This is a genomic window from Mycobacterium sp. pUA109, from assembly GCF_041287095.1.
GTDB lineage: Bacteria > Actinomycetota > Actinomycetes > Mycobacteriales > Mycobacteriaceae > Mycobacterium.
In genome coordinates, this window is the sequence record NZ_JBGGKS010000001.1 from 335,002 (window position 1) to 355,072 (window position 20,071).

Below are 20,071 nucleotides of genomic sequence, written 5' to 3' on the forward strand. Positions count from 1 at the left end.
GTATCAGGTAGGGCCGGGACGGAATTGCGTTACAGCTGTTCGGTTTCGGCGTAGTCCTGGTCATCGTAGCCACCGTCGGCCGACCAGGTGCCGGTGGCGGCGTCGTAGCCGGCGACCTGCGACGGGTCGAAGCTGGCCGGGCTGTCCTTGAGCGAAAGACCCAGCTGGTGCAGCTTGATCTTCACCTCGTCGATGGACTTCTGGCCGAAGTTGCGGATGTCGAGCAGGTCGGACTCGGTCCGGGCCACCAGCTCGCCGACGGTGTGCACACCCTCCCGCTTGAGGCAGTTGTAGGAGCGCACGGTCAGGTCCAGGTCGTCGATGGGCAGCGCGAACGAGGCGATGTGGTCGGCCTCGGCCGGCGAAGGCCCGATCTCGATGCCCTCCGCCTCGACGTTGAGTTCGCGGGCCAGGCCGAACAATTCGACCAGGGTCTTGCCGGCCGACGCCAGCGCATCGCGCGGGCTGATCGAGTTCTTGGTCTCCACGTCCAAGATCAGCTTGTCGAAGTCGGTGCGCTGCTCGACGCGGGTGGCCTCCACCTTGTAGGTGACCTTGAGCACCGGCGAGTAGATGGAATCCACCGGGATGCGGCCGATTTCGGCGCCCGACGCCTTGTTCTGCACGGCGGGCACGTAGCCGCGGCCGCGCTCCACGACGAGCTCGACCTCCAGCTTGCCCTTGTCGTTGAGGGTGGCGATGTGCATGTCGGGGTTGTGCACGGTGACCCCGGCCGGCGGCACGATGTCGCCCGCGGTGACCGCACCCGGACCCTGCTTGCGCAGGTACATGGTGACCGGCTCGTCCTCCTCGGAGGACACCACCAGCGCCTTGAGGTTCAAGATGATGTCGGTGACGTCTTCCTTGACGCCGGGCACGGTGGTGAACTCGTGCAGCACGCCGTCGATGCGGATGCTGGTGACCGCCGCGCCGGGAATCGACGACAGCAGCGTGCGCCGCAACGAGTTACCGAGGGTGTAGCCGAAGCCGGGCTCCAACGGTTCGATGACGAACTGGGACCGGTTGTCGGCGATGACCTCTTCGGACAGGGTGGGTCGCTGAGAAATCAGCATTCTTTTCCATCTCCTTCTCGGCACCCGCTATTTGATGCCGGTCGGTCCTGCACCGGTCTGGTGCAGGGGTACTACTTCGAGTAGAACTCGACGATCAGCTGCTCGGTGAGCGGGACGTCGATCTGCGCCCGCTCCGGCAGCTGGTGGACCAGGATGCGTTGCCGCTCCCCCACCACCTGCAGCCAGCCCGGGATGGGCCGGTCGCCGGCGGTCTCGCGGGCGATCTGGAACGGCAGCGTGTTCAGCGACTTGTCCCGCACGTCGATGATGTCGTACTGCGACACCTGGTAGCTGGGGATGTCCACCTTGACGCCGTTGACGGTGAAGTGGCCGTGGCTGACCAGCTGGCGCGCCATCCGCCGGGTCCGGGCCAGCCCGGCCCGGTAGATCACGTTGTCCAGCCGGCTTTCCAGGATGCGCAGCAGCTCCTCGCCGGTCTTGCCGCCGCGGCGCACCGCCTCGGCGTAGTAGCGGCGGAACTGCTTTTCCAGCACACCGTAGGTGAAGCGGGCCTTCTGCTTCTCCTGCAGCTGCAGCCGGTATTCGCTTTCCTTGATCCGCGCGCGGCCGTGCTGGCCCGGCGGGTAGGGACGCTTCTCGAATGCTTGGTCACCGCCGACCAGGTCGACGCCCAGCCGGCGCGACTTGCGGGTGGCGGGTCCGGTGTAACGAGCCATCTTCTCCTGTACCTCCTAGACCCGGCGCCGCTTGGGCGGACGGCAGCCGTTGTGCGGCTGCGGCGTGACGTCGGAAATCGCGCCGACCTCCAGACCGGCGGCCTGCAGCGACCGGATGGCGGTCTCCCGGCCCGAGCCGGGACCCTTCACGAACACGTCGACCTTCTTCACGCCGTGCTCCTGCGCCTTGCGGGCGGCGTTCTCGGCGGCCAGCTGCGCGGCGAACGGGGTCGACTTGCGCGATCCCTTGAAGCCGACGTGGCCCGACGACGCCCAGGCGATGACGTTGCCCGACGGGTCGGTGATCGTCACGATCGTGTTGTTGAAGGTGCTCTTGATGTGCGCGGCACCGTGCGGGATGTTCTTCTTTTCCCGCCGCCGCGTCTTCAGGGTCTTCTGCCCCTTCTTGGCGGTGGCAGCTGCCTTCTTCGGTGGCATGGGTTACCTGGCCTTCTTCTTGCCGGCGATGGTGCGCTTGGGGCCCTTGCGGGTGCGCGCATTGGTCTTGGTCCGCTGGCCACGCACCGGCAGGCCGCGGCGGTGCCGCAGGCCCTGGTAGCAGCCGATCTCGATCTTGCGGCGGATGTCGGCCTGCACCTCGCGACGCAGGTCACCCTCCACCTTGAGGTTGGCTTCGATGTAGTCACGCAGGTGCGTGAGCTGATCGTCGGTGAGGTCCTTGCTGCGCAGGTCCTTGTCGATACCGGTGGCGGCCAGGATCTCCCGCGAGCGGGTCCGGCCGACGCCGTAGATGTAGGTCAGCGCGATCTCCATGCGCTTATCGCGCGGGAGATCGACGCCCACAAGTCGAGCCATGGGGGCATGCCCTCTTTCGTCTTCGTCACGGAGGATCTGGTCCCAGTCCGTCCCGGCCAACCGCTCCGGGGCCCGGCCTCCGGTCCGGGCGTGTGTGGGCGGCCTATCCGCTCACTGGTACTGGGAGGTCTGCATTCAGTTGTGGTGGGGCGGCGGCTGGCCCTGATCAGCCCTGCCGCTGCTTGTGCCGAGGATCGGAGCAGATCACCATGACCCGCCCATGCCGGCGGATCACCCTGCACTTGTCGCAGATCGGCTTGACGCTCGGGTTCACCTTCACGGCTGTAGTGGTCCTTCGTTATCGCTGGTTGACGTTGGTGTTGGCGGGTTCGCTACTTGTACCGGTACACGATGCGGCCCCGGGAGAGGTCGTAGGGCGACAACTCCACCACCACCCGGTCCTCGGGCAGGATCCGGATGTAGTGCTGGCGCATCTTGCCGCTGATGTGCGCGAGCACCTTGTGGCCGTTCTCCAGCTCAATGCGAAACATCGCATTGGGCAGTGGCTCGACCACGCGGCCTTCGACCTCGATGGCGCCGTCTTTTTTGGCCATAACTTTCCGGCGATCCTCTTCTGTCCTGTACGTTGCGCCCGGTTCGGCGCAGAATTCGCTCCGACTGCAAAACGTGAGCCGGTGGCAGGAAATTCCTCGAATTCCAGAACAGGGCACGCAAAGAGCCGGCGCGGATGCCGCACCGGTGCTCCACGATACCCGCCGCGCCGCCCTGCGCCAAAATTCCGCACCTGACCCTCCCCGCGGGATGCGAGGATAGCTCTACCAGCCCGAACAGGACCGGGGGCACGGGCTGAGCAGAGAGGAGTCCGGTGTCGGCTGTGTACCTGGCGGCGTTTGTCGTCGGCGCGGTTGCGGTGCTGTCGGCGCTGCTGCTGACCGACTTCGGTCACGACGGGATGCCGTTTCTGAGCCTCACCAGCGTGTCGGCGGCGTTGCTGGGCGCCGGCACCGGCGGGCTGGTCAGCACCTGGGCCGGGCTGGATGCCGCCGCCGCCGGCGCCGTGGCGCTGGTCAGCGCGGTGCTGCTGGTGGCGACCCTGCAGGGCCTGGTGCTGCCCTACCTGCGCAAACAGCAATCCAACTCGCAGCGGGGACGGTCGTCGTACATCGGCCTGCTGGGCACCGTCACCCTCGACGTTCCCGTCGACGGGTGGGGCGAGGTCGCCTTCGTCGACGGCGACGGTAACCGGGTGCGGTCCCGCGCCATCACCACCGAACCGGCCGCCTTGGCCAAATCCACCCGCGTCTACATCGCCGATGTGGACCCCGACTACGTGCACGTCGTCGCGGTACCCGAGCACTAAGGAGAAAGGCTCCCGCCATGTCGCTCGTCTTGATCGTCGTCGTTGCGGCCGTCGCCGCACTGTTGCTGCTGGTCGGCCTGCCGGTCATCTACGTGAAGAACTACATCAAGGTGCCGCCCAACGAGGTGGCGGTCTTCACCGGCCGCGGCCAGCCCAAGGTGGTGCGCGGCGGGGCCCGGTTCCGGGTGCCGGGCATCGAGCGGGTCGACGTGATGTCGCTGGAACCGTTCAACGTCAGCATCAAGCTGCAAAACGCGCTGTCCAACAACGGGGTGCCGGTCAACGTGGAGGCCGTCGGCCTGGTCCGGATCGGGTCGGCCGACGAGGCGGTGCAAACCGCGGTGCAGCGCTTCTTGACCTCCGACCTCGACGACCTGCAACACCAGATCAACGACATCCTGGCCGGCAGCCTGCGCGGGATCACCGCGACGATGACGGTGGAGGACCTCAACTCGAACCGGGACAGCCTGGCCCGCAGCGTGGTCGAGGAGGCCGGCGCCGACCTGGCCCGCATCGGCATGGAAGTCGACGTGCTCAAGATCGCCGGGATCTCCGATTTCAACGGCTACCTGGAATCGCTGGGACAGCGCCGCATCGCCGAGGTCAAGCGCGACGCCGCGGTGGGTACCGCCGAGGCCGAACGCGACGCGCAGATCCAGTCGGCCAAGGCCCGCCAGGAGGGCTCGGTCGCGCAGGCCCAGGCCGACACCGCGATCGCCACCGCCAACCAGAAACGCGATGTCGAACTGGCCCGGCTGCGTGCGCAGACCGAGGCCGAGAACGCCCAGGCCGACCAGGCCGGGCCGCTGGCGCACGCCCGCGCCGAAAAGGACGTCGGCATCGCGATCGAGCAGGCCGAGGCCGCCCGGGTGCAGGCCCGCATCGAGGTGGAGCAGCGCCGCGCCGAGCAGGCCCAGGCCGCGCTGCAGGCCGACGTGATCGCGCCGGCCGAGGCGCAACGCCAAGCCGATATCGCCCGCGCCGAAGGTCAGCGCCAGTCCGCGATCCTGACCGCCGAGGCGCAGGCCGAGGCGGCGCGGCGGGCCGGGCAGGCCGACGCCGACGCCCGCAAGTCCGCGGCCGACGCGCTGCGCGTCGAACGCCAGGCCGAGGCCGATTCCCTGCAGGCCAAGCTGGTCGCCGAAGCGGCCGGCAAGAAGGAGCTCGCCGACGCGCTGCGGGTCGAACAGCAGGCCGAGGCCGACGGCATCAAGGCCAAGCTGGTCGCCGAAGCGGCCGGTAAGAAGCAGATCGCCGACGCGCTGAACAGCTACAGCGCCGAAGCGGCCCGGATGCTGATGCTGCCCGACGTGCTGTCGTCGGTGGTCGAGGCCACCCAGGCGGCGGCGTCCCCGCTGTCGGACATCGAGCGGTTGTCGATCATCGGCGGCGCCAACGACACCCGGGACGCGCTGGGCGGCCTGCTCGGCATCAGCCCGCTGAGCCTGGCCAAGGTGCTTGAGACGCTGAAGGCCTCCGGGATCGACGTGGCCGCGATGCTGAACCGGACGCCGAATTCCGAGCAGCCGGTCACCAATGCGCATGCGGTGGTGCCCGTCGACGGGGACGGCCCGCCGGAAAACTGACCGCCCGGAATAGCCGAGCACGCCCGGATGGTTGGAGCGACCATGACAGACACGGTTGCGCACAAACCCAATCTCGGTCGGTTCGGCTCGTTCGGCCGCGGCGTCACCCCCGAGCAGGCCAAGGACATTGAGGCGCTGGGCTACGGAGCGGTCTGGGTCGGCGGCTCACCGCCGGCCGAGCTGGACTGGGTGGAGCCGATTCTGGCGGCGACCAGCACACTGCAGGTGGCCACCGGCATCGTCAACATCTGGTCGGCACCCGCCCCGGCCGTCGCCGAGTCGTTTCACCGCATCGATCGGGCCTATCCGGGCCGGTTCCTGCTCGGCATCGGCGTCGGGCACCGGGAGGCCGTCGCCGAATACCGCAAACCGTATGACGCGCTGGTGGACTACCTGGACCGCCTCGACGAGGACGGGGTGCCCGCCGAGCGTCGGGTGCTGGCCGCGCTGGGCCCCAAGGTGCTGGGGTTGTCGGCGCGCCGCAGCGCGGGCGCCCACCCGTACCTGACCACCCCGGAGCACACCGCGCACGCCCGTGAGCTGCTCGGCCGGGCGGCGTTTTTGGCGCCCGAACACAAGGTGGTGCTGACCACCGACGCCGAGCAGGCCCGCGCGGTGGGACGCAAGGCGCTGGGCATCTACCTCAACCTGGCCAACTACCTGAACAACTGGCGGCGGCTGGGTTTCACCGACGACGACCTCGCCGCGCCGGGCAGCGACCGCCTGGTCGACGCCGTGGTCGCCTACGGCACCCCGGAGCAGATCGCGGCCCGGCTCAAGGCGCACCTCGACGCCGGCGCCGACCATGTCCCTGTCCAGGTGCTCACCGGGCCTGACAAACTGGTTCCGGCGCTGGCCGAACTGGCCGGCCCGTTAGGACTGACCCCGGCGTAGCTACCTACGGAGGACCATGACGGACTCGATGTCGCTCAAGCCCGACCTGGGCTCCTACGGCGTGTGGACGATGGGGCCGGTTCGGCCCGAGCAGGCGGTCGAGATCGAGCGGCTGGGCTACGGCACGGTCTGGGTGGGCGGCTCCCCCGCCGCCGACCTGGCGTTCGTGGAACCGCTCCTGGAGGCGACCTCGGCCCTGCAGGTGGCCACCGGCATCGTCAACATCTGGTCGGCGCCGGCGGCGCCGGTCGCCGAGTCCTACCACCGCATCGAACAGGCGTATCCGGGCCGGTTTTTGCTGGGGGTCGGCGTCGGGCACCCCGAACACACCCAGCAGTACCGCACGCCGTATCAGGCGTTGGTCGACTACCTCGATGAGCTGGACGCCGCCGGGGTGCCGACCAGCCGCCGCGTCCTGGCGGCGTTGGGCGCCAAGGTGTTGCAGCTGTCGGCGCAGCGCAGCGCCGGGGCGCACCCGTACCTGACCACCCCGCAGCACACTGCGCAGGCCCGCGAACTGGTCGGCAACACCGTGCTTTTGGCGCCCGAGCACAAGGTGGTGCTGACCACCGACACCGCCGAGGCCCGCGCGGTGGGGCGCAAGGCGGTCGGCTTCTACCTCGGCCTGTCCAACTACGTGAACAACTGGAAGCGGTTGGGGTTCACCGACAATGATGTCCGCGAGCCCGGCAGCGACCGGCTCATCGACGGCGTGGTCGCGCACGGCACCGCCGACGCCGTCGCCGCACGCCTGGCCGAACACCTCGACGCCGGCGCCGACCATGTGGCGATTCAGGTGCTGGGCGGCTGGGACCAGCTGCTGCCCGCGCTGACCGACTTGGCCGCGCCGCTGGGGCTGGGGCCCGCCGGCGGTTAGCGCGGCGGCTCGATGGGCAGCGGCGGCCCGCCGTAGGGGGTCGGGATGGTGTAGCGGCCCGGCGGTGTCGGGTCGGCGGTGGCGCCGAGGTCGGCGCCCGGCGCCGGGCCGGCGGTGTCGTCCCCGGCGGGGCGCGGGGCGTTCTTGGCGCCGCGGACCAGGACGGCGGGATCGTCGTCGCGGCAGTAGGTGTGCAGAAACGGTTCGGGATAGTCGGCCGCCGACGGTGGGCGGCGCGGCACGCCGTAGTCGCAGGCGTACCGGGGGTACAGGTCGGCGGTCACCCACAGCCCGTGGTCGTGCATGGTGCTGATGAATGCCTCCAGCGCCGAGCCACGGTAGTCCGGGAACAGCGCCTGCAGCGCCGGCACCCGCACATAGGACAGCTGTGCGTTGGTGGCCAGGTTCGCCAGCAGCTGCACCATGGTGTCGGAGTTGTCGGTGAACAGCTTGTCGGTGGCCGACAGCACCCGCGGCGACGTCGCGACCAACCGCCGATACCCGCCGTCCATCGCCGCGACACCGGTCAGGGTGTGCCGGATGTTTTGGGTGGTGGCGGCGATTCCGGCGTTGACGTCGACCGCGGCCGACAGCACGATCCGGCTGTCTTTGATGATGCCGACGGTCTCGGGCAGCACCGAATCCAGGGTGGCGAGCAGGAATACACCGCCGTCGACGAGTGCGGCGAGCTTACCCGGACCGGCGGCGCTGACGCTCAGCTCCGTCCGGATGCGCTCGAGTTTGGCCGGATCCAGTTGGGCCAGTAGCCCGTCGGCGTGCGCCAGCAGTTGCGCCGGGGTCACCGGCGTGCTGGACCGGTCGCGGGTGATCACGTCACCGCCGGACAGAAACGGGCCGGTGTCGGAGCCCGCGAAGTCCAGGTACTGCTCGCCGGCCGGGGACAGCGCGGAGACCCGGACCGTGCTGGATGCCGGGATGCGCACGCCGGCATCGATGTTGACCGCGGCGTCCAGCCCGTGCGCGGTGAACGTGACCGACTCGACCCGGCCGATCCGCACCCCGTGCAGGGTCACGTCCTGGCCGGGTAACAGTCCCCCGGATTCGGACAGTCGGACGGTGACCCGGTAGGTCGAGGTCAGCGGCCTGATGTGCAGCACCCCGACCAGCAGGTAGCCGATCGACACGGTCAGGGTGAGGATCAGCGCGAGCCCCGATGCCCAGGTCCGCGCGCCCGGGTTCCTCACTGCTGCGGGCCCTTTCCGACGACCCGTTCCTGCAGCCGCCACAGCGTGTATTTGATCGACCCGACGAGCTTGTTCCAGTCGTAGCGTTTGGGGCCGTGCAGTCCGGGATCTCCGGCGAAGCCGGCGTCGGGAATCGCTCCCAGCACCAGCCGGTCGATCCCCACGCTGCCGGAGATCGCCGATCCGGCGGTGATCTTGATGAACGGCGCGTACAACCGGTTCAGCGCGGCCAGGTTGGATTCGGGGTCGAGCGCGACGTCGTTCCAGGATGCGGCGATGGTGTTGGCGTCGGCGATGATGCTGCGGCCGCTGCGGTCGGTGCCCGCGATGGACGGAAACTTGCCGAGCTGACCGGCGGTGTCGCCGAGCAGCCGCACCAGCTCCGCGATCTGGTCGGTGTTGTCGGCCAGGGTGGCGGTGGCCGGGCCGGCGGCGGCCAGCACCTCGGTGAGCTCGTGGTGGTGGTGATCCAGCTGGTCGGCCAGGGTGGCGGTCTGGGTCAGGGCGGCCTCGATCTGCGCGGAGCGCTCGTTGAGCACGCCGAGCAGCTGATTGGCTTTGCCGAGCATCTCGCCGAAGGCCCGACCGTCGTCGCCGGCGGCCCGGCCCACCCCGTTGACGATGTTGGTCAGGTTGCGCACCGCCCCGCCGTTGATCAGGATCGCCGCCGAGCTGAGCACGGATTCCACCGTGGCGGCCGCCGTCGTCGCGCCCAGTCCGAGGGTGTCGCCGTCGCGCAGCGGCGCGGCGTCGGCGGCCGCCGGCGGGACGATCGACACGAACACGTCGCCCAGCGGTGTCGCGGACCGCAGCTCGGCGGTGCTGCCGACCGGCAGCCGCACGTCGCGGGAGATGCGCAGCGTGGTCACCGCGGTGAAGTCGCGGGCCACCATCTGCTCGACCTGCCCGATGTCGGCGCCGGCGAGCTTCACCTTGGCGTGGTCGGGCAGGTTGAGCGCGTTGCTGAACACCACCGTCAACCGATAGCCGGCCGTGCCGACCGCGGGCGCCGGCAGCGGCAGGTCGGCCAGCCCGGTCGTGGCGCATCCGGCGACGATCATCACGGTCGCCGCCAGCGCACCCACCGTGCGCCCCCGCGCGGCCATCACTTCTGCCCCATGGCCGTCAGACCGTCGAGGATGTAGGTCAGCCCGAAGTCGGGGCCGTAGTCCTGCAGGGTTCCGGTGCTGCAGCCCAGTTGCCGCAACCGCATCAGGTTGCAGATCTCCTTGGCCATCTGCCCGTCGAACACCATCTTGTCGGCCAGGAAATGCGCCCGCAGCGCGCCGTTGCCCTGGTCGATGGTGTTGTACAGGTTGTCGACCATCAGCGGCAGCGTGTCGAAGAACTCGGCGACGTCGCGTTGGTGGTCGACGACGGCTTGAACGCTGGTGTCGCCGTTGGTGATACCGCGGCGAACGGCGTCGCGGTTGGCCTCCAGGATCGCGCCGGTCTGCTCGATCACGTCGTTGAGTTGCGCGCCGGTGTCACCGGAGCCGAAGTCTTCGTCGGCCAGGATCTGGCTGAGTTCGCGCACGGTGGACCCGAATCGGCGCAGCGTGGCGTCGTTGCGGGCGGCGGCGTCCAGCAGCGAGCCGACGTTGTGGACGATCGCGGTCAGCTGGGCGCGGGTGGTGGCCCCGCCGTCGGCGCTGAGCCGCAGCGCTTTCGACAGCTCGTCGAGTGCCGCTTTGATCGTCTCGCCGTTGCCGGCCACCACGTCCTCGCCGGCGCCGAGCAGGCCGGCGACCGGCCCGCCGCCCCGGCCGTCGCCGCGTAACGACGTGGCTAGTTTGTCGAGCATGCCCAGCACCCGGTCGAATTCGACCGGGGTCTTGGTCCGGGGCAGGCCGATGGTGTCGTGGCTGCGCAGCACCGGGCCGCCCCGGTAGGGCGGTGACAGCTCGATCTGCCGGTCGGTGAGGATGGAGGTCGACAGGGTCACCGCCTGCACGTCGGCGGGCACCGGCACATTCTGGTCCACGGTGAACTCCACCTCGGCGTAGCCCGCTTTGGCCGTCACCTTGGTGACTTGGCCCACCGGGATGCCGACCACGGCCACCGCGTTGCCGACATAGAGTCCCGCGGCGCTGTCGAATTGCGCTGTCACGGTGATGGTTGCGTGCCGCGACGGCCACCGACTCCAGGCCGCACCGGCCGCCACCGCGGCCACGGCCAGCACCGCGACCAGCGCCCACAGCCGACGTGTTTGCGTCACTGGCAGTCCTTGAAGTACTCGATCATCCCGAACTGGCGGGCACGTCCGCTGATGGCGCACATCCAGGAGTCCAGCAGGGCGCCGGCCGGGGCGTTGGTCTCGATCGCGTTGCCGAACCCGGTGGCGTTGGCGATCTCCCGGATGGGGACCGGCGCGATCTGCAGCAGGTTGCGAAACAGCGCGTCCTGGCCGGCGAGTTTGTCGCTGAGCTCGGCCAGGGTGGCGATGACGTGGTCGAGGTCGCCGCGGTGGGCCACCACGATGCCGTTCAGCGTGCCGACGATATCGTGCAGGGCCCGCATCAGCGCGTGGAACGCCGCCGAGCGGGCCACGAATTCCCCGACCAGGTCTTGCCCTTGGCGGACCAGCAGGCCGAGGTCGGATTGCTGTCGGCGCAGCATGCTGGTGACGTTGTCGGTGCTGGTGAGCAGCGTCCCCAGCTGGTCGCGCCGCGCCGCGATCACCGACGACAGCGCCCGCACGTTGTCCATCGCCTGCGGAACCACGGCGGGCAGCCCGTCGAGCTGGGTGTGCAGCACCCGCAGGGAGGAGGCGATGCGGTCGGCGTCGACCTGTTCGAAGGTTCGCGTCGAGTCGGCCAGCGCGGCCTGCAGATCGTAGGGGACCTCGGTGTGGGCGCGGTCGATGGTTCGGTGTGCGGGTGCGCCGCCGCCGGCCGGACGCAAGTCGACATATCGGGAACCCAGCAGCGTCGTGACCTTGATCGCGGCGCGGGTGTCCTGGCCCACCGCCACGCCGTTGCGGACCTGCAGCCGGGCGGCGGCGTGGTCGCCGGAAAGCTGCACCGACAGCACCGTTCCCACCGGCACCCCGGCGACGGCGACGACGTTGCCCGGACGCAGCGCCGCGGCCTGCACGAATTCGGCGGTGTAGCGGCGGTATCCGATTCCCGCGTGCTTGACGACCAGCAGCGTCGCGACCACGGCGGCCGCGATGGCCACCGCGGCAAAGCCGAGCCACGCCTTGGGGTAGGAGTCCAGCGGTCGGCGACGAAAGCCGCTGCGGGGCAGCCGGTCAGCCATCGGCGGTGTTCCGGCAGCGCGGCGTATGCGTCGCCTTCCCGCCCGGGGTGGCGGCGTCGACGATGATCGGGACGATGTCGTTGAGTCCGGGGAAGAATCCGTAGATGTTGGCGTCGCAGCCGTAGACGTTCATGTAGGCGCCGTCCCCGAAGATCCGAGCCAGGCCCTTCAGCAGCAGCGGGGTGTTGCGGCCGGTGTAGGCGGCCTGCGGTTCGGTGTCCAGCATGCGCCGGGTGTAACCGGGCTCGCGGGCGAGCATCTCGCGGACCGGCGGGTCCACGTCCGCGGCGATCTCGGCGAGCCGCCGGAGCACCTTCGTCATCTTGCCCGCCGAGGACACCAACGCCGGGCGGCGGCCGTCGAAGGCGCTGACCACCCGCCGGGTTTGGGCGATGGTGTCGGCGAAGTCGTCGTTCTGTTCGGCCAGGGCCCCCACCACCTGGTCCAGGCTGGCGATCACGCTGTCCAGGGCATTGTCGCGGCCGGTGAAGGTCTTTGTCAGCGTTGAGGTTTGAGTGACCAGCGTGGTCAGCGACGCGGTGTCGCCCTGCAACGAGCCGATCACCGCGGCGGTCAGGTTGTTGACCTGATCGGGATCCAGCACGGCGAACAGCGGTTCGTAGCCGTTGAGCAGGGCGCCGATGTCGAAGGACGGTTCGGTGTGTTCGACGGGGATGACGCTGCCCGCGGCCAGCGGACCGGACCGCCCCGAATGTCCCGCTGCCAGCGCGAGATACCGCTGGCCGACGATGTTCTGGTAGGTGACCGATGCGACGGTGTCCGCCGGCAGCCGCTGGTCGCCGGCGACGACGAACGACACCCGCGCCAGCGTCCCGTCCAGTTCGATGCGTTGCACCCGCCCGACCCGCACCCCGGCGATCCGGACATCGTCGCCGTCCCGCAACCCGAAGACGTCGGTGAACACGGCGGCGTACGGCACGGTGGGGCCCTTGACGTCGCGTCGCAGCGTGCCATAGACCAGCCAGGTCAGCGCGGTGGTGACCACCAGGAACAGGGTCAGGCCCAGCCACGGGCCGCGGCGTCGCCGGGTGCGGAAACCGGTCATCGCGCACCCTGCTGGGGGAGCTGCGGGGTCCGGGTGACCACGGTTCCGCGGGCGATCGGGCCGAGCATCAGCTGGGTGGCGACCGACGCGGGTGCTCCGGTGATCCAGCCCAGCTGGTCGCGTTCCCGGGCGCTGCCGACCGGGCCGACATTGCCCCCGAAGGAGGCCGGGGCCGCCGGGATGTCGCCCGGATCGGCGGTGCCGGGCACCGGGGGCGCCGGGCTCAGTCCGGGCGGAATCGGCGGGTTGGGGTCGTTGAGGTTGGGGTCGGGGTTGACCAGCGGGGGCCCGACCGCGACGAGGTTTCCGTCGTCGCCGACGACGCTGCCCGGCGGCGGGGCGAGGTCGGCGGGCGGCTGGTAGTTCTGCGGCAGCAGCACCTCGGGAAGGTCGGGTCGCACGGCGATCTGCGGCGCGGTGAAGCAGCTTGGCCCCGGCAGCCCCGCATAGCGCGGGCAGTCGGCCCGCGTGTAGGTGTAGGACGGGGTGAACGACAGGTTCAACCGCGCGTGCGGGGTGGCCAAATCCGGATCCCAAACCTCGGCGAAGAAGGCGTCCGAGAACCGGGTGATCCGCCGGGTGATCGGGACGAAATGCCGGGCGTTGTCGGCCAGTACACCGAACACCGGCGTCAGGTCGGTGGTGATCGCGATGAGCTGATCGGTGTGGTTGGTCAACGCGTCGGCGGTGGTGCCGGCGGTGCGCACACCGCCGGCAACGAAGGTGTGCAGCTGCTGTCGCTGCTCGGCCAGGGTGCGCATCGGCGCCACGGCCTGGTGCAGCGCGTCCAGCAGGTCCGGGGCGGTCTGCGACAGGCCCCGCGCCGCGTCCACCAACGCCGAGACCGTCGACGGCCCTTGGTCGGTGGCGACCACCGCGTTGAGTTGGTCGAGGAGCCGGTTGAGCTGGGCGGCGCTGGTCAACAGCTGGCCGCGGCGGTGGTCGGTGGCCGCGCCCACCGCGGCCAGCAGGCCCACGGTGTGGTCGTCGCGACCGCGACCGACCGCCGCCAGGACGTCGCGCAACTTGCTGACCGTGGTCTGGAACAACACCGTCGGCAGCGCCGCGTCCTCACCGATGCGGGCACCGTCCCGGATCGGTGCGCCCGGCGCGTGCTCGACGAGTTGCAGCGCGGACACCGCGAAGACGTTGCTGGGCACCACCCGGGCGGTGACGTTCGCCGGGATGCCGGCCGCGTGCTCGGCGGCGAGCCGCAGGTGCACCTGGTTGGGCTGCGCCCCCGAGCCGGGCGTGACGTGCTCGACGGCGCCGACCAGCACGCCGCGGTATTTCACGTCGGAGCGGGCCGGCAGGCCGTCGCCGACGTTGTGCAGTTCGGCGACCACCCGGACATACCGGTTGAGCAGCCCCGTCGACTTGGCCAGCAGCGCGGCGGTCGCGGCCGCGATCACGATCAGCGCGACCGCCCCGCGGGCCACCAGCTGCGACCGGGTGAAGTGGTTGCCGTCCAGGTCAAGGTATTTCATCATCCGCCGAACCTGGCCCCGGAGCCCACGCTCCATAACGCCATCGTGAGCAGCATGTTGACGATGATCACCACGGTGACGCTGGCGCGCATCGCGTGCCCGGCGGCAATGCCGACGCCCTCGGGGCCCCCGTCCGCGCAGAAACCGTAGTAGCACTGCACCGTCGACGCGATCCACACGAACACGACCGCCTTGACGATCGAGTAGGCGATGTCGGTGCCGCTGACCAACAGGGTGAAGTAGTGCAGGTAGGGGCCCAGCGAGCCGCCGCTGACCACCCGCACCATCACCTGACACGACAGGTAGCTGATGGTCAGGCAGGCCGCGTACAGCGGGACGATGGCCACCACCGAAGCCAGCAGCCGGGTGCTGACCAGATACGGAATCGACCGGATCGCAAGGGAGTTCAACGCGTCGATCTCCTCGGCGATCCGCATCGAACCGAGCTGGGTGGTGAACCGGCAGCCGGCCTGGATCGCAAACGCCAGCGCGGCCATGATCGGGGCGAGTTCACGGGTGCTCACCAGCGAGGAGATGACGCCGGTGGCCGGCCCCAGCCCCAGCAGGTTCAAAAAGTTGTATCCCTCGATCGCGACCAGGGCACCGGTGGTGGTGCCCAGCACCAACACCACCCCGGCGGTACCGCCGCCGACCACGATCGACCCGTTGCCCCAGGCGATGTCGGACAGCAGCCGGAAAAACTCGCGGCGATAGCGGCGCAGCGCGACCGGCGTCGCAAGCAAGGCGTGGCCGAAAAAGGCGACCAGGTGCCCGAACCGCGCGACCGGCCCGCCGAGTGCGGCCGGACGCGCCGCTACCCGGCGAACATTCGCCAGCGCCAACGTCACAGGCCGGTCCTGGGGAACAGCATCGCGTAAACCTGGCTGACGACGACGTTGACGATCATCAGCACCAGGACCGACTCCACGACCGCGGCGTTGACCGAGTTGGCGACGCCGGTCGGGCCGGCTTGCGCGGCGAGCCCCTTCTGGCAGGACACCACCGCCACGATCGCCCCGTAGGCCGCGCCCTTGGCCAGGGCGAGGAGCAGATCGCCCGGGGTGGCGAACGACGAAAAGGTGGCGACGAAACTGCCGGGCGCACCGCCCTGGACGTAGACGTTGAACAGGTAGCTGGCCAGGAAGCCAACGAAGCACACCACCCCGGTCAGGGCGACGCCGACTAGGATCGCCGCCGCGAACCGGGGCACCACCAGGCGGCGGATCACCGACACGCCCATCACCTCCATGGCGGCGGTCTCTTCCCGCATGGTCCGGCAACCCAGGTCGGCGGTCATCGCCGAGCCGACCGCCGAGGCCAGCAGCACCGCCGACACCAACGAGGCGGCCTGGCGCACCACGGCCAGGCCGCTGGCCGCCCCGGCCAGCGACGTCGCGCCGACCTGCCCGGCCAGCAACGCGAACTGGATGGACAGGGTGACCCCGATCGGCAACGCAACCAGCACCGTCGGCGTCACCGCCGCACCGGCCATGAAGGCGGCCTGCCGACCGAACTCCGCCCACGGGAAACGGCCCGTCACCAGGTGGCGCAGGGTGCGCACGCCGAGCACGAATTGCTCACCGACGGTGGCCAGCGAGGCCACCGGATGGCGGCGCAGGTATCCGGTGCCGCGCTGCGCGAGCCGCAGGCCGGTGATCCGGAGCTGCGCGGGGTGCGTGGTCATCGGGCTGGTTCGCGGTGTCGCAGCCGCTCGGCGGTCTCTTGCCGGCGCAGCTTGCCCGAGGAGGTCTTGGGTATCCAGCCGGCCGGGACCACGTGCACGCCGCGCGGGCTCACCCCCAGCCGCCGGAAGACGCGGTCGGCGATCTCGGCGCGGATCCGTCCGCTCTCGGCGGTGTCGGCGTGCGACGTCGATTCGGCCACCATGGTGAACCCTTCGCCGGCCGCCGCCGCGGATAGCCGCACCGCGGCGACACCACCGGGGCGCACCCCGGCCACCCCGTGCACCGACCGCTCGATGTCCTCCGGGTGCACGTTGCGCCCGGAGATGATCAGGATGTCCTTTTTGCGGCCGCAGATCACCGGCTGGCCGTCGTCGGTCAGATACCCGAGATCGCCGGTGGGCAGCCACCCCGCGGCGTCGGTGGCCGGCTCAAAGCCGGCCTCGGTGCGGTACCCGGCGGTCACGTTGTCGCCGCGGATCTCCAGTTCGCCGATCGGCGACCGGTCGTCGGCCGCCACCCGCACCTCGCACCCGGGCAGCGGGCGGCCCAACGCCACCCGTCGCTCCCCCTGGGCGGCGGCCGGGTGCGGCGGGCAGATTCGGTAGCCCTCCCCGGGCCGGACGAAGGACACGGCCAGGGTGGCTTCGGCCATGCCGTAGGCGGGGATGAGCGCGTCGGCGCGCAGCCCGAACCGCGCGCCTTCGGCGGCGACGCGGTCCAGGGTCGCGACGTCGATGGCCTCGGCGCCGCTGAGCGCGAACCGCAGCGACGACAGGTCGAACGTCCCGTCCGAGGCTTTCCGCAGCCGGCGCGCCAGCAGTGCGTACGCGAAGTTGGGGGCCGCCGTCATGGTGCCGCGGTGGGTGGTGATGAGTTCGGCCCACAGCAGCGGATTAGCAAGGAAATCCACCGGGGTCACGCTGACCGTGTCCAGGCCGTAGCACATCGGGGCGATCAGGTAACCCATCATGCCCATGTCGTGGAACAGCGGCAGCCAGCTCACCACCACATCGGATTCGGCGTCGGCGCGCGAGGCGGCGATCATGGCCGCCATATTGGCGTCGATGTTGCGGTAGCTGATGCACACCGCCTTGGGCCGGCCGGTCGACCCGGACGTCAACTGCAGGAAGGCGATCGCGTCGTCGGCGGCGGTCACGATGCGCCCCGGGCTGCCGGCCAGCAGCTCGGGCAGCAGCAGGCTGCGGGCGGTGACCGCCGAAACGTCGTGCGCCGCCGATAAAAACGGGTCACCGACCACCACGGTCGTCGCCCCCACCGCCGCCAGCGCCGAGCCGGTGTCGGCCAGCCAGGCCGCCATATCCGACCGGTGCGTCGGGTGATGCAGCATGGTGACCGAGGCCCCGCACATCCAGATCCCTTGCACCAGGGGGGCGATCTCGCCGGGGGCGCCGGCCAGCACCGCGACCGCGTCACCGGGCGCCACCCCAGCCGCCTGCAATGCGCCGGCGACATTGCGGCCCAGCCGATGCACCTGCGCCCAGGAAGTTGTGGTCAGTTCATCGAGTCGCGATCGGCCGTCTTCACCGACCGGTGCGGCGGTCAGGCCGCGGCCGGTGATGTCCACGCTGTCGCGCAGTCGGGCGATGACCGCGTTCACGGCGCCCCCGACCCGGTCGGAGCGCCGCTCACCGCATCCGACGCGGCGGGCCGGCGCCGTTGCACCAACTCGACGAGCGCGCCCAGTGTTTTGCAGTCGAAGACGTCGTCTTTGCTCAGCACCACACCGAATTCGCGTTTGATTTCGGCCACACCCAGCGCGAACGACAGGGAGTCGAAGCCCAGATCCCCGACCAGTTCGGAGAAATCGTTGACGTCGCCGGCCGGCATGTCGAGCTCGTCGGCGATGAATTCGATGAGGAAATCGCGAACTTCTGACACTTACTTTCCGATCTTTCGACGGATGACCAGTTGGATGGGGATCTGCAGCAGCGCGAACATGCCGACGGCCACCAGGGCGCCTTTGACGACGACCATCAGGTCGAAGTCGCCGTACATGATGGTCTGCGCCGCCGACACGATGTGGGAGAACGGGTTGGCGTTGATGCTGATCCGCAGCCAATCGGATAGGAACACCGAGGGCATCAGCGCCTGGCTGATGAACAACACCGGCAGCGCCAGCGGCAGCATGGCCACCGGGGCCTGCGGGTTGAGGGTGCGCAGCGCCACCAGATAAAACAGCGAACTGTAGGCCGCCGACCACGCGAACATCAGCACGATCAGCAGCGCGGCGGTGAGCGCTCCGGCCCGCAGCGGGGCGTCCAGCAGTGCCAGCAAGCCGATCACGATCAGACCCGCCGGCAGGATGCGGAACATCTCAAAGCCGATCTTGGCCGCCATGATCTGGCCGGTGGACACCCCGTAGAGCCGCAGCCGGTCGGTGAAACCCGAGCGGATCTCGTCGATGAGCGTTCCCGCACCGTATCCGGATCCCAGCATCGGGATGAGCATGATGAGCCCGGGCGCGATGTAGGCCGTGTAGGAGGCCAACGGAAACCCGGGCAGGTCGGCGACCCGCTGGAACATCGACCGCACGAAGATCACCAGCACCACCGGGAAGACGATGGGAAAGATGAACCCGAAGACCGGTTGGCGCAACCCCACCACGACGTAGCGGCGGAAGAGCCGGGCGGTATTGGCCCACGCGGCGGCGGTCATTGGGTGGCCTCCAGGAATGCGTCACGCAGCGACGTCGACCGTATTTCGAGGTCCGCGTCGGACAGGTCCAGCCGGGCCAGCGCAGCGGTCAACGCGCCCAGCGCCGACGCCGAGGCATCCCGCAGCGACGCCGACAACGTGGTGGTGTTGGTGCGCTGCACCGGATAGCCCGCCCCGGTCAACTGCTGCACGGTGTCGTCGGGGATCGGCTGCGGCGCCGTGATCGTGGCCGCGAAGCCGTGGCTGCGGGTGAATTCTGCGGTCGATCCCGACGCGACCAGCCTGCCGTCCTTGATGATGCCGACCTCGTCGGCCAGTGAGACGGCTTCGTCCATGTCGTGGGTGGTGAGCACGACCGTGCGGCCCTCCGAGCGCAGTAGCCGGATCACGTCGGAGACCTCTTGTTTGCCTTCGATATCCAGACCGCTGGAGGGTTCGTCGAGAAACAGCATCTGCGGGTCGTGGGCCACCGCCAACGCCACGTCGACGCGGCGGCGCATGCCGCCCGACAGCGCGCCCACCTTCCGGTTCAGGTACTTGCCGAGACCGAACTGCTCGACGAGTTCGTCTTGGCGGCGGCGCCGGTCGGCTTTCGGCCAGCGCGCCATGGCCAGGCTCATCCGGATCTGTTCCACCGGCGACATCCACAGGTCCAGCGCCACCTCCTGCAGCGCCACCCCGATGCGCGGACGCAGCTCCCTGGTTTTCTGCACGGGGATGCCGAGCACTTCCAGCCGCCCGCTGGTCGGCCTCAGCAGTGTGGTCGCCATCCGGATGGTGGTGGTCTTACCGGCCCCGTTGCGGCCCAGCAGGCAATAGACCACCCCGCGGGGCACGGTCAGGTTCAGCCCGTCGACGGCGCGTGACTCGGTGCCCGGGTACGCCTTGACGACGTCGGTCGCGGTCAGCGCCGGTGCAGCCTGTTGATCTGTCATCTATCGGTCCTGGATCTTGGGAAGGACATGGCGTTGCAGGTCTTCGGACAACGTGATTCCCTGCGCGGTCATCTCGACGTCGAGGGCGGTGTAGAGCGGAAAGTTGCCGCCTTTGGGCATCTCGGTGACTTGGTGGATCGTGCCGCTGCTGACCCCCGACACGGTCAGGTCGACGACGGTGCGCACCAGCTCCACGGGTTTCTCGCGCCAGGTCGCGTGCCGGGTTCCCTCACCGTGCGCCGCACCGCGGACGGTGGCGCCACCGCCGCAGGATCCGCTGAGCTGGCGGGGTTCATCGATGCCTTCAAGGGCGATGCCGCCATCGACGGCGCATTGCAACGTGACGCGCGAATCGAGCGGGTTGACGATCGTGATCGCATTCAGCGTGCTGGTGGTACCGCGCCGAGACACCAGGCCGGTTTCGTAGGGGAAGCGGTCCCCGTCGTAGTACTGCTGGACCTGCAATTCGCCGTCGCGCGGCCCGGGACCGATGGTGACGACACCGGCCCGCG

22 protein-coding genes are annotated in these 20,071 nt (G+C 69.7%); 4 read left to right on the top strand and 18 right to left on the bottom strand.

All coding sequences use genetic code 11. The annotated features are described in order from the left end of the window. Positions 1-29 precede the first annotated feature (29 nt). The 6 genes from ACAG26_RS01705 to infA form a co-directional block, all read right to left on the bottom strand. On the bottom strand, positions 30-1,097 hold the full coding sequence (locus ACAG26_RS01705; protein WP_370478562.1) for a DNA-directed RNA polymerase subunit alpha: 1,068 nt from the start codon (positions 1,095-1,097) through the stop codon (positions 30-32). A 47-nt stretch (positions 1,098-1,144) separates the two neighbouring features. Beyond that, on the bottom strand, positions 1,145-1,750 hold the full coding sequence (gene rpsD, locus ACAG26_RS01710) for a 30S ribosomal protein S4 (protein WP_071028452.1): 606 nt from the start codon (positions 1,748-1,750) through the stop codon (positions 1,145-1,147). A 15-nt stretch (positions 1,751-1,765) separates the two neighbouring features. Further along, the gene (gene rpsK / locus ACAG26_RS01715) at positions 1,766-2,188 is read right to left on the bottom strand and encodes a 30S ribosomal protein S11 (RefSeq protein WP_071028453.1); all 423 of its coding nucleotides are present in this window, start codon (positions 2,186-2,188) and stop codon (positions 1,766-1,768) included. Positions 2,189-2,191: 3 nt separating this feature from the next. Further along, entirely contained in the window at positions 2,192-2,566 is a 375-nt protein-coding gene (gene rpsM / locus ACAG26_RS01720) for a 30S ribosomal protein S13 (protein ID WP_071028454.1), read from the bottom strand. A gap of 166 nt (positions 2,567-2,732) precedes the next feature. Further along, positions 2,733-2,846, bottom strand: a complete 114-nt coding sequence (rpmJ, locus tag ACAG26_RS01725) for a 50S ribosomal protein L36 (RefSeq protein ID WP_003879483.1) — start codon at positions 2,844-2,846, stop codon at positions 2,733-2,735. A gap of 52 nt (positions 2,847-2,898) precedes the next feature. Next, positions 2,899-3,120 carry a translation initiation factor IF-1 gene (gene infA, locus ACAG26_RS01730; protein ID WP_003418601.1) on the bottom strand — a complete coding sequence of 74 codons (222 nt, stop codon included), beginning with the start codon at positions 3,118-3,120 and terminating at the stop codon, positions 2,899-2,901. A 272-nt stretch (positions 3,121-3,392) separates the two neighbouring features. Here infA and ACAG26_RS01735 point away from each other — a divergent pair, with 272 nt between their 5' ends. The 4 genes from ACAG26_RS01735 to ACAG26_RS01750 are packed head-to-tail and all read left to right on the top strand — an operon-like array spanning position 3,393 to position 7,244. Then, on the top strand, positions 3,393-3,887 hold the full coding sequence (locus tag ACAG26_RS01735; protein WP_370478567.1) for a hypothetical protein: 495 nt from the start codon (positions 3,393-3,395) through the stop codon (positions 3,885-3,887). Positions 3,888-3,904: 17 nt separating this feature from the next. Then, positions 3,905-5,473, top strand: a complete 1,569-nt coding sequence (locus ACAG26_RS01740) for a flotillin family protein (protein WP_370478569.1) — start codon at positions 3,905-3,907, stop codon at positions 5,471-5,473. Positions 5,474-5,515: 42 nt separating this feature from the next. Then, positions 5,516-6,367, top strand: coding sequence for an LLM class F420-dependent oxidoreductase (locus tag ACAG26_RS01745; protein ID WP_370478571.1), 852 nt, complete (start codon positions 5,516-5,518; stop codon positions 6,365-6,367). Between the two features lie 16 nt (positions 6,368-6,383). Beyond that, positions 6,384-7,244 carry an LLM class F420-dependent oxidoreductase gene (locus tag ACAG26_RS01750; protein WP_370478574.1) on the top strand — a complete coding sequence of 287 codons (861 nt, stop codon included), beginning with the start codon at positions 6,384-6,386 and terminating at the stop codon, positions 7,242-7,244. Here the strand turns inward: ACAG26_RS01750 and ACAG26_RS01755 are convergent. From ACAG26_RS01755 to ACAG26_RS01810, 12 genes are read right to left on the bottom strand one after another with little or no spacing between them, the layout of a single operon-like run. Next, positions 7,241-8,449, bottom strand: coding sequence for an MlaD family protein (locus tag ACAG26_RS01755; RefSeq protein WP_370478576.1), 1,209 nt, complete (start codon positions 8,447-8,449; stop codon positions 7,241-7,243). The two genes, ACAG26_RS01750 and ACAG26_RS01755, sit on opposite strands and share 4 nt — an antisense overlap. Next, positions 8,446-9,555, bottom strand: coding sequence for an MlaD family protein (locus ACAG26_RS01760; RefSeq protein WP_370478579.1), 1,110 nt, complete (start codon positions 9,553-9,555; stop codon positions 8,446-8,448). Before ACAG26_RS01760 ends, ACAG26_RS01755 begins: the two co-directional genes overlap by 4 nt. Next, complete coding sequence (locus tag ACAG26_RS01765; RefSeq protein ID WP_370478832.1) at positions 9,555-10,673, bottom strand: MCE family protein; 1,119 nt, start codon at positions 10,671-10,673, stop codon at positions 9,555-9,557. The genes ACAG26_RS01760 and ACAG26_RS01765 overlap by 1 nt, the downstream gene beginning before the upstream one ends. Next, positions 10,664-11,710, bottom strand: coding sequence for an MCE family protein (locus tag ACAG26_RS01770; protein ID WP_370478582.1), 1,047 nt, complete (start codon positions 11,708-11,710; stop codon positions 10,664-10,666). The genes ACAG26_RS01765 and ACAG26_RS01770 overlap by 10 nt, the downstream gene beginning before the upstream one ends. Next, complete coding sequence (locus ACAG26_RS01775; RefSeq protein ID WP_370478584.1) at positions 11,703-12,776, bottom strand: MCE family protein; 1,074 nt, start codon at positions 12,774-12,776, stop codon at positions 11,703-11,705. Before ACAG26_RS01775 ends, ACAG26_RS01770 begins: the two co-directional genes overlap by 8 nt. Further along, positions 12,773-14,266: an MlaD family protein gene (locus ACAG26_RS01780; protein WP_370478834.1), complete on the bottom strand. Its 1,494-nt coding sequence runs from the start codon at positions 14,264-14,266 to the stop codon at positions 12,773-12,775. Before ACAG26_RS01780 ends, ACAG26_RS01775 begins: the two co-directional genes overlap by 4 nt. Then, positions 14,263-15,105, bottom strand: a complete 843-nt coding sequence (locus ACAG26_RS01785; protein ID WP_370478837.1) for an MlaE family ABC transporter permease — start codon at positions 15,103-15,105, stop codon at positions 14,263-14,265. The genes ACAG26_RS01780 and ACAG26_RS01785 overlap by 4 nt, the downstream gene beginning before the upstream one ends. 2 nt (positions 15,106-15,107) lie before the next feature. Then, a complete protein-coding gene (locus ACAG26_RS01790; protein WP_370478586.1) occupies positions 15,108-15,947 on the bottom strand; it encodes an MlaE family ABC transporter permease in 840 nt (279 codons plus the stop codon). After that, a complete protein-coding gene (locus tag ACAG26_RS01795) occupies positions 15,944-17,566 on the bottom strand; it encodes a fatty acyl-AMP ligase (RefSeq protein WP_370478589.1) in 1,623 nt (540 codons plus the stop codon). Before ACAG26_RS01795 ends, ACAG26_RS01790 begins: the two co-directional genes overlap by 4 nt. Then, complete coding sequence (locus ACAG26_RS01800; protein WP_370478591.1) at positions 17,563-17,847, bottom strand: acyl carrier protein; 285 nt, start codon at positions 17,845-17,847, stop codon at positions 17,563-17,565. The genes ACAG26_RS01795 and ACAG26_RS01800 overlap by 4 nt, the downstream gene beginning before the upstream one ends. Further along, entirely contained in the window at positions 17,848-18,624 is a 777-nt protein-coding gene (locus ACAG26_RS01805) for an ABC transporter permease (protein ID WP_370478594.1), read from the bottom strand. Next, the gene (locus ACAG26_RS01810) at positions 18,621-19,559 is read right to left on the bottom strand and encodes an ABC transporter ATP-binding protein (RefSeq protein WP_370478596.1); all 939 of its coding nucleotides are present in this window, start codon (positions 19,557-19,559) and stop codon (positions 18,621-18,623) included. Before ACAG26_RS01810 ends, ACAG26_RS01805 begins: the two co-directional genes overlap by 4 nt. Positions 19,560-20,071 lie beyond the last annotated feature (512 nt).

Coding starts and splice junctions, on each gene's coding strand:
- ACAG26_RS01790 (WP_370478586.1), bottom strand. CDS start 15,947: ATGACCACGCACCCCGCGCAGCTCCGGATCACCGGCCTGCGGCTCGCG.
- rpsM (WP_071028454.1), bottom strand. CDS start 2,566: ATGGCTCGACTTGTGGGCGTCGATCTCCCGCGCGATAAGCGCATGGAG.
- ACAG26_RS01775 (WP_370478584.1), bottom strand. CDS start 12,776: ATGACCGGTTTCCGCACCCGGCGACGCCGCGGCCCGTGGCTGGGCCTG.
- ACAG26_RS01770 (WP_370478582.1), bottom strand. CDS start 11,710: ATGGCTGACCGGCTGCCCCGCAGCGGCTTTCGTCGCCGACCGCTGGAC.
- ACAG26_RS01810 (WP_370478596.1), bottom strand. CDS start 19,559: ATGACAGATCAACAGGCTGCACCGGCGCTGACCGCGACCGACGTCGTC.
- ACAG26_RS01760 (WP_370478579.1), bottom strand. CDS start 9,555: ATGGCCGCGCGGGGGCGCACGGTGGGTGCGCTGGCGGCGACCGTGATG.
- infA (WP_003418601.1), bottom strand. CDS start 3,120: ATGGCCAAAAAAGACGGCGCCATCGAGGTCGAAGGCCGCGTGGTCGAG.
- ACAG26_RS01805 (WP_370478594.1), bottom strand. CDS start 18,624: ATGACCGCCGCCGCGTGGGCCAATACCGCCCGGCTCTTCCGCCGCTAC.
- ACAG26_RS01750 (WP_370478574.1), top strand. CDS start 6,384: ATGACGGACTCGATGTCGCTCAAGCCCGACCTGGGCTCCTACGGCGTG.
- rpsD (WP_071028452.1), bottom strand. CDS start 1,750: ATGGCTCGTTACACCGGACCCGCCACCCGCAAGTCGCGCCGGCTGGGC.
- ACAG26_RS01740 (WP_370478569.1), top strand. CDS start 3,905: ATGTCGCTCGTCTTGATCGTCGTCGTTGCGGCCGTCGCCGCACTGTTG.
- ACAG26_RS01745 (WP_370478571.1), top strand. CDS start 5,516: ATGACAGACACGGTTGCGCACAAACCCAATCTCGGTCGGTTCGGCTCG.
- ACAG26_RS01780 (WP_370478834.1), bottom strand. CDS start 14,266: ATGATGAAATACCTTGACCTGGACGGCAACCACTTCACCCGGTCGCAG.
- rpsK (WP_071028453.1), bottom strand. CDS start 2,188: ATGCCACCGAAGAAGGCAGCTGCCACCGCCAAGAAGGGGCAGAAGACC.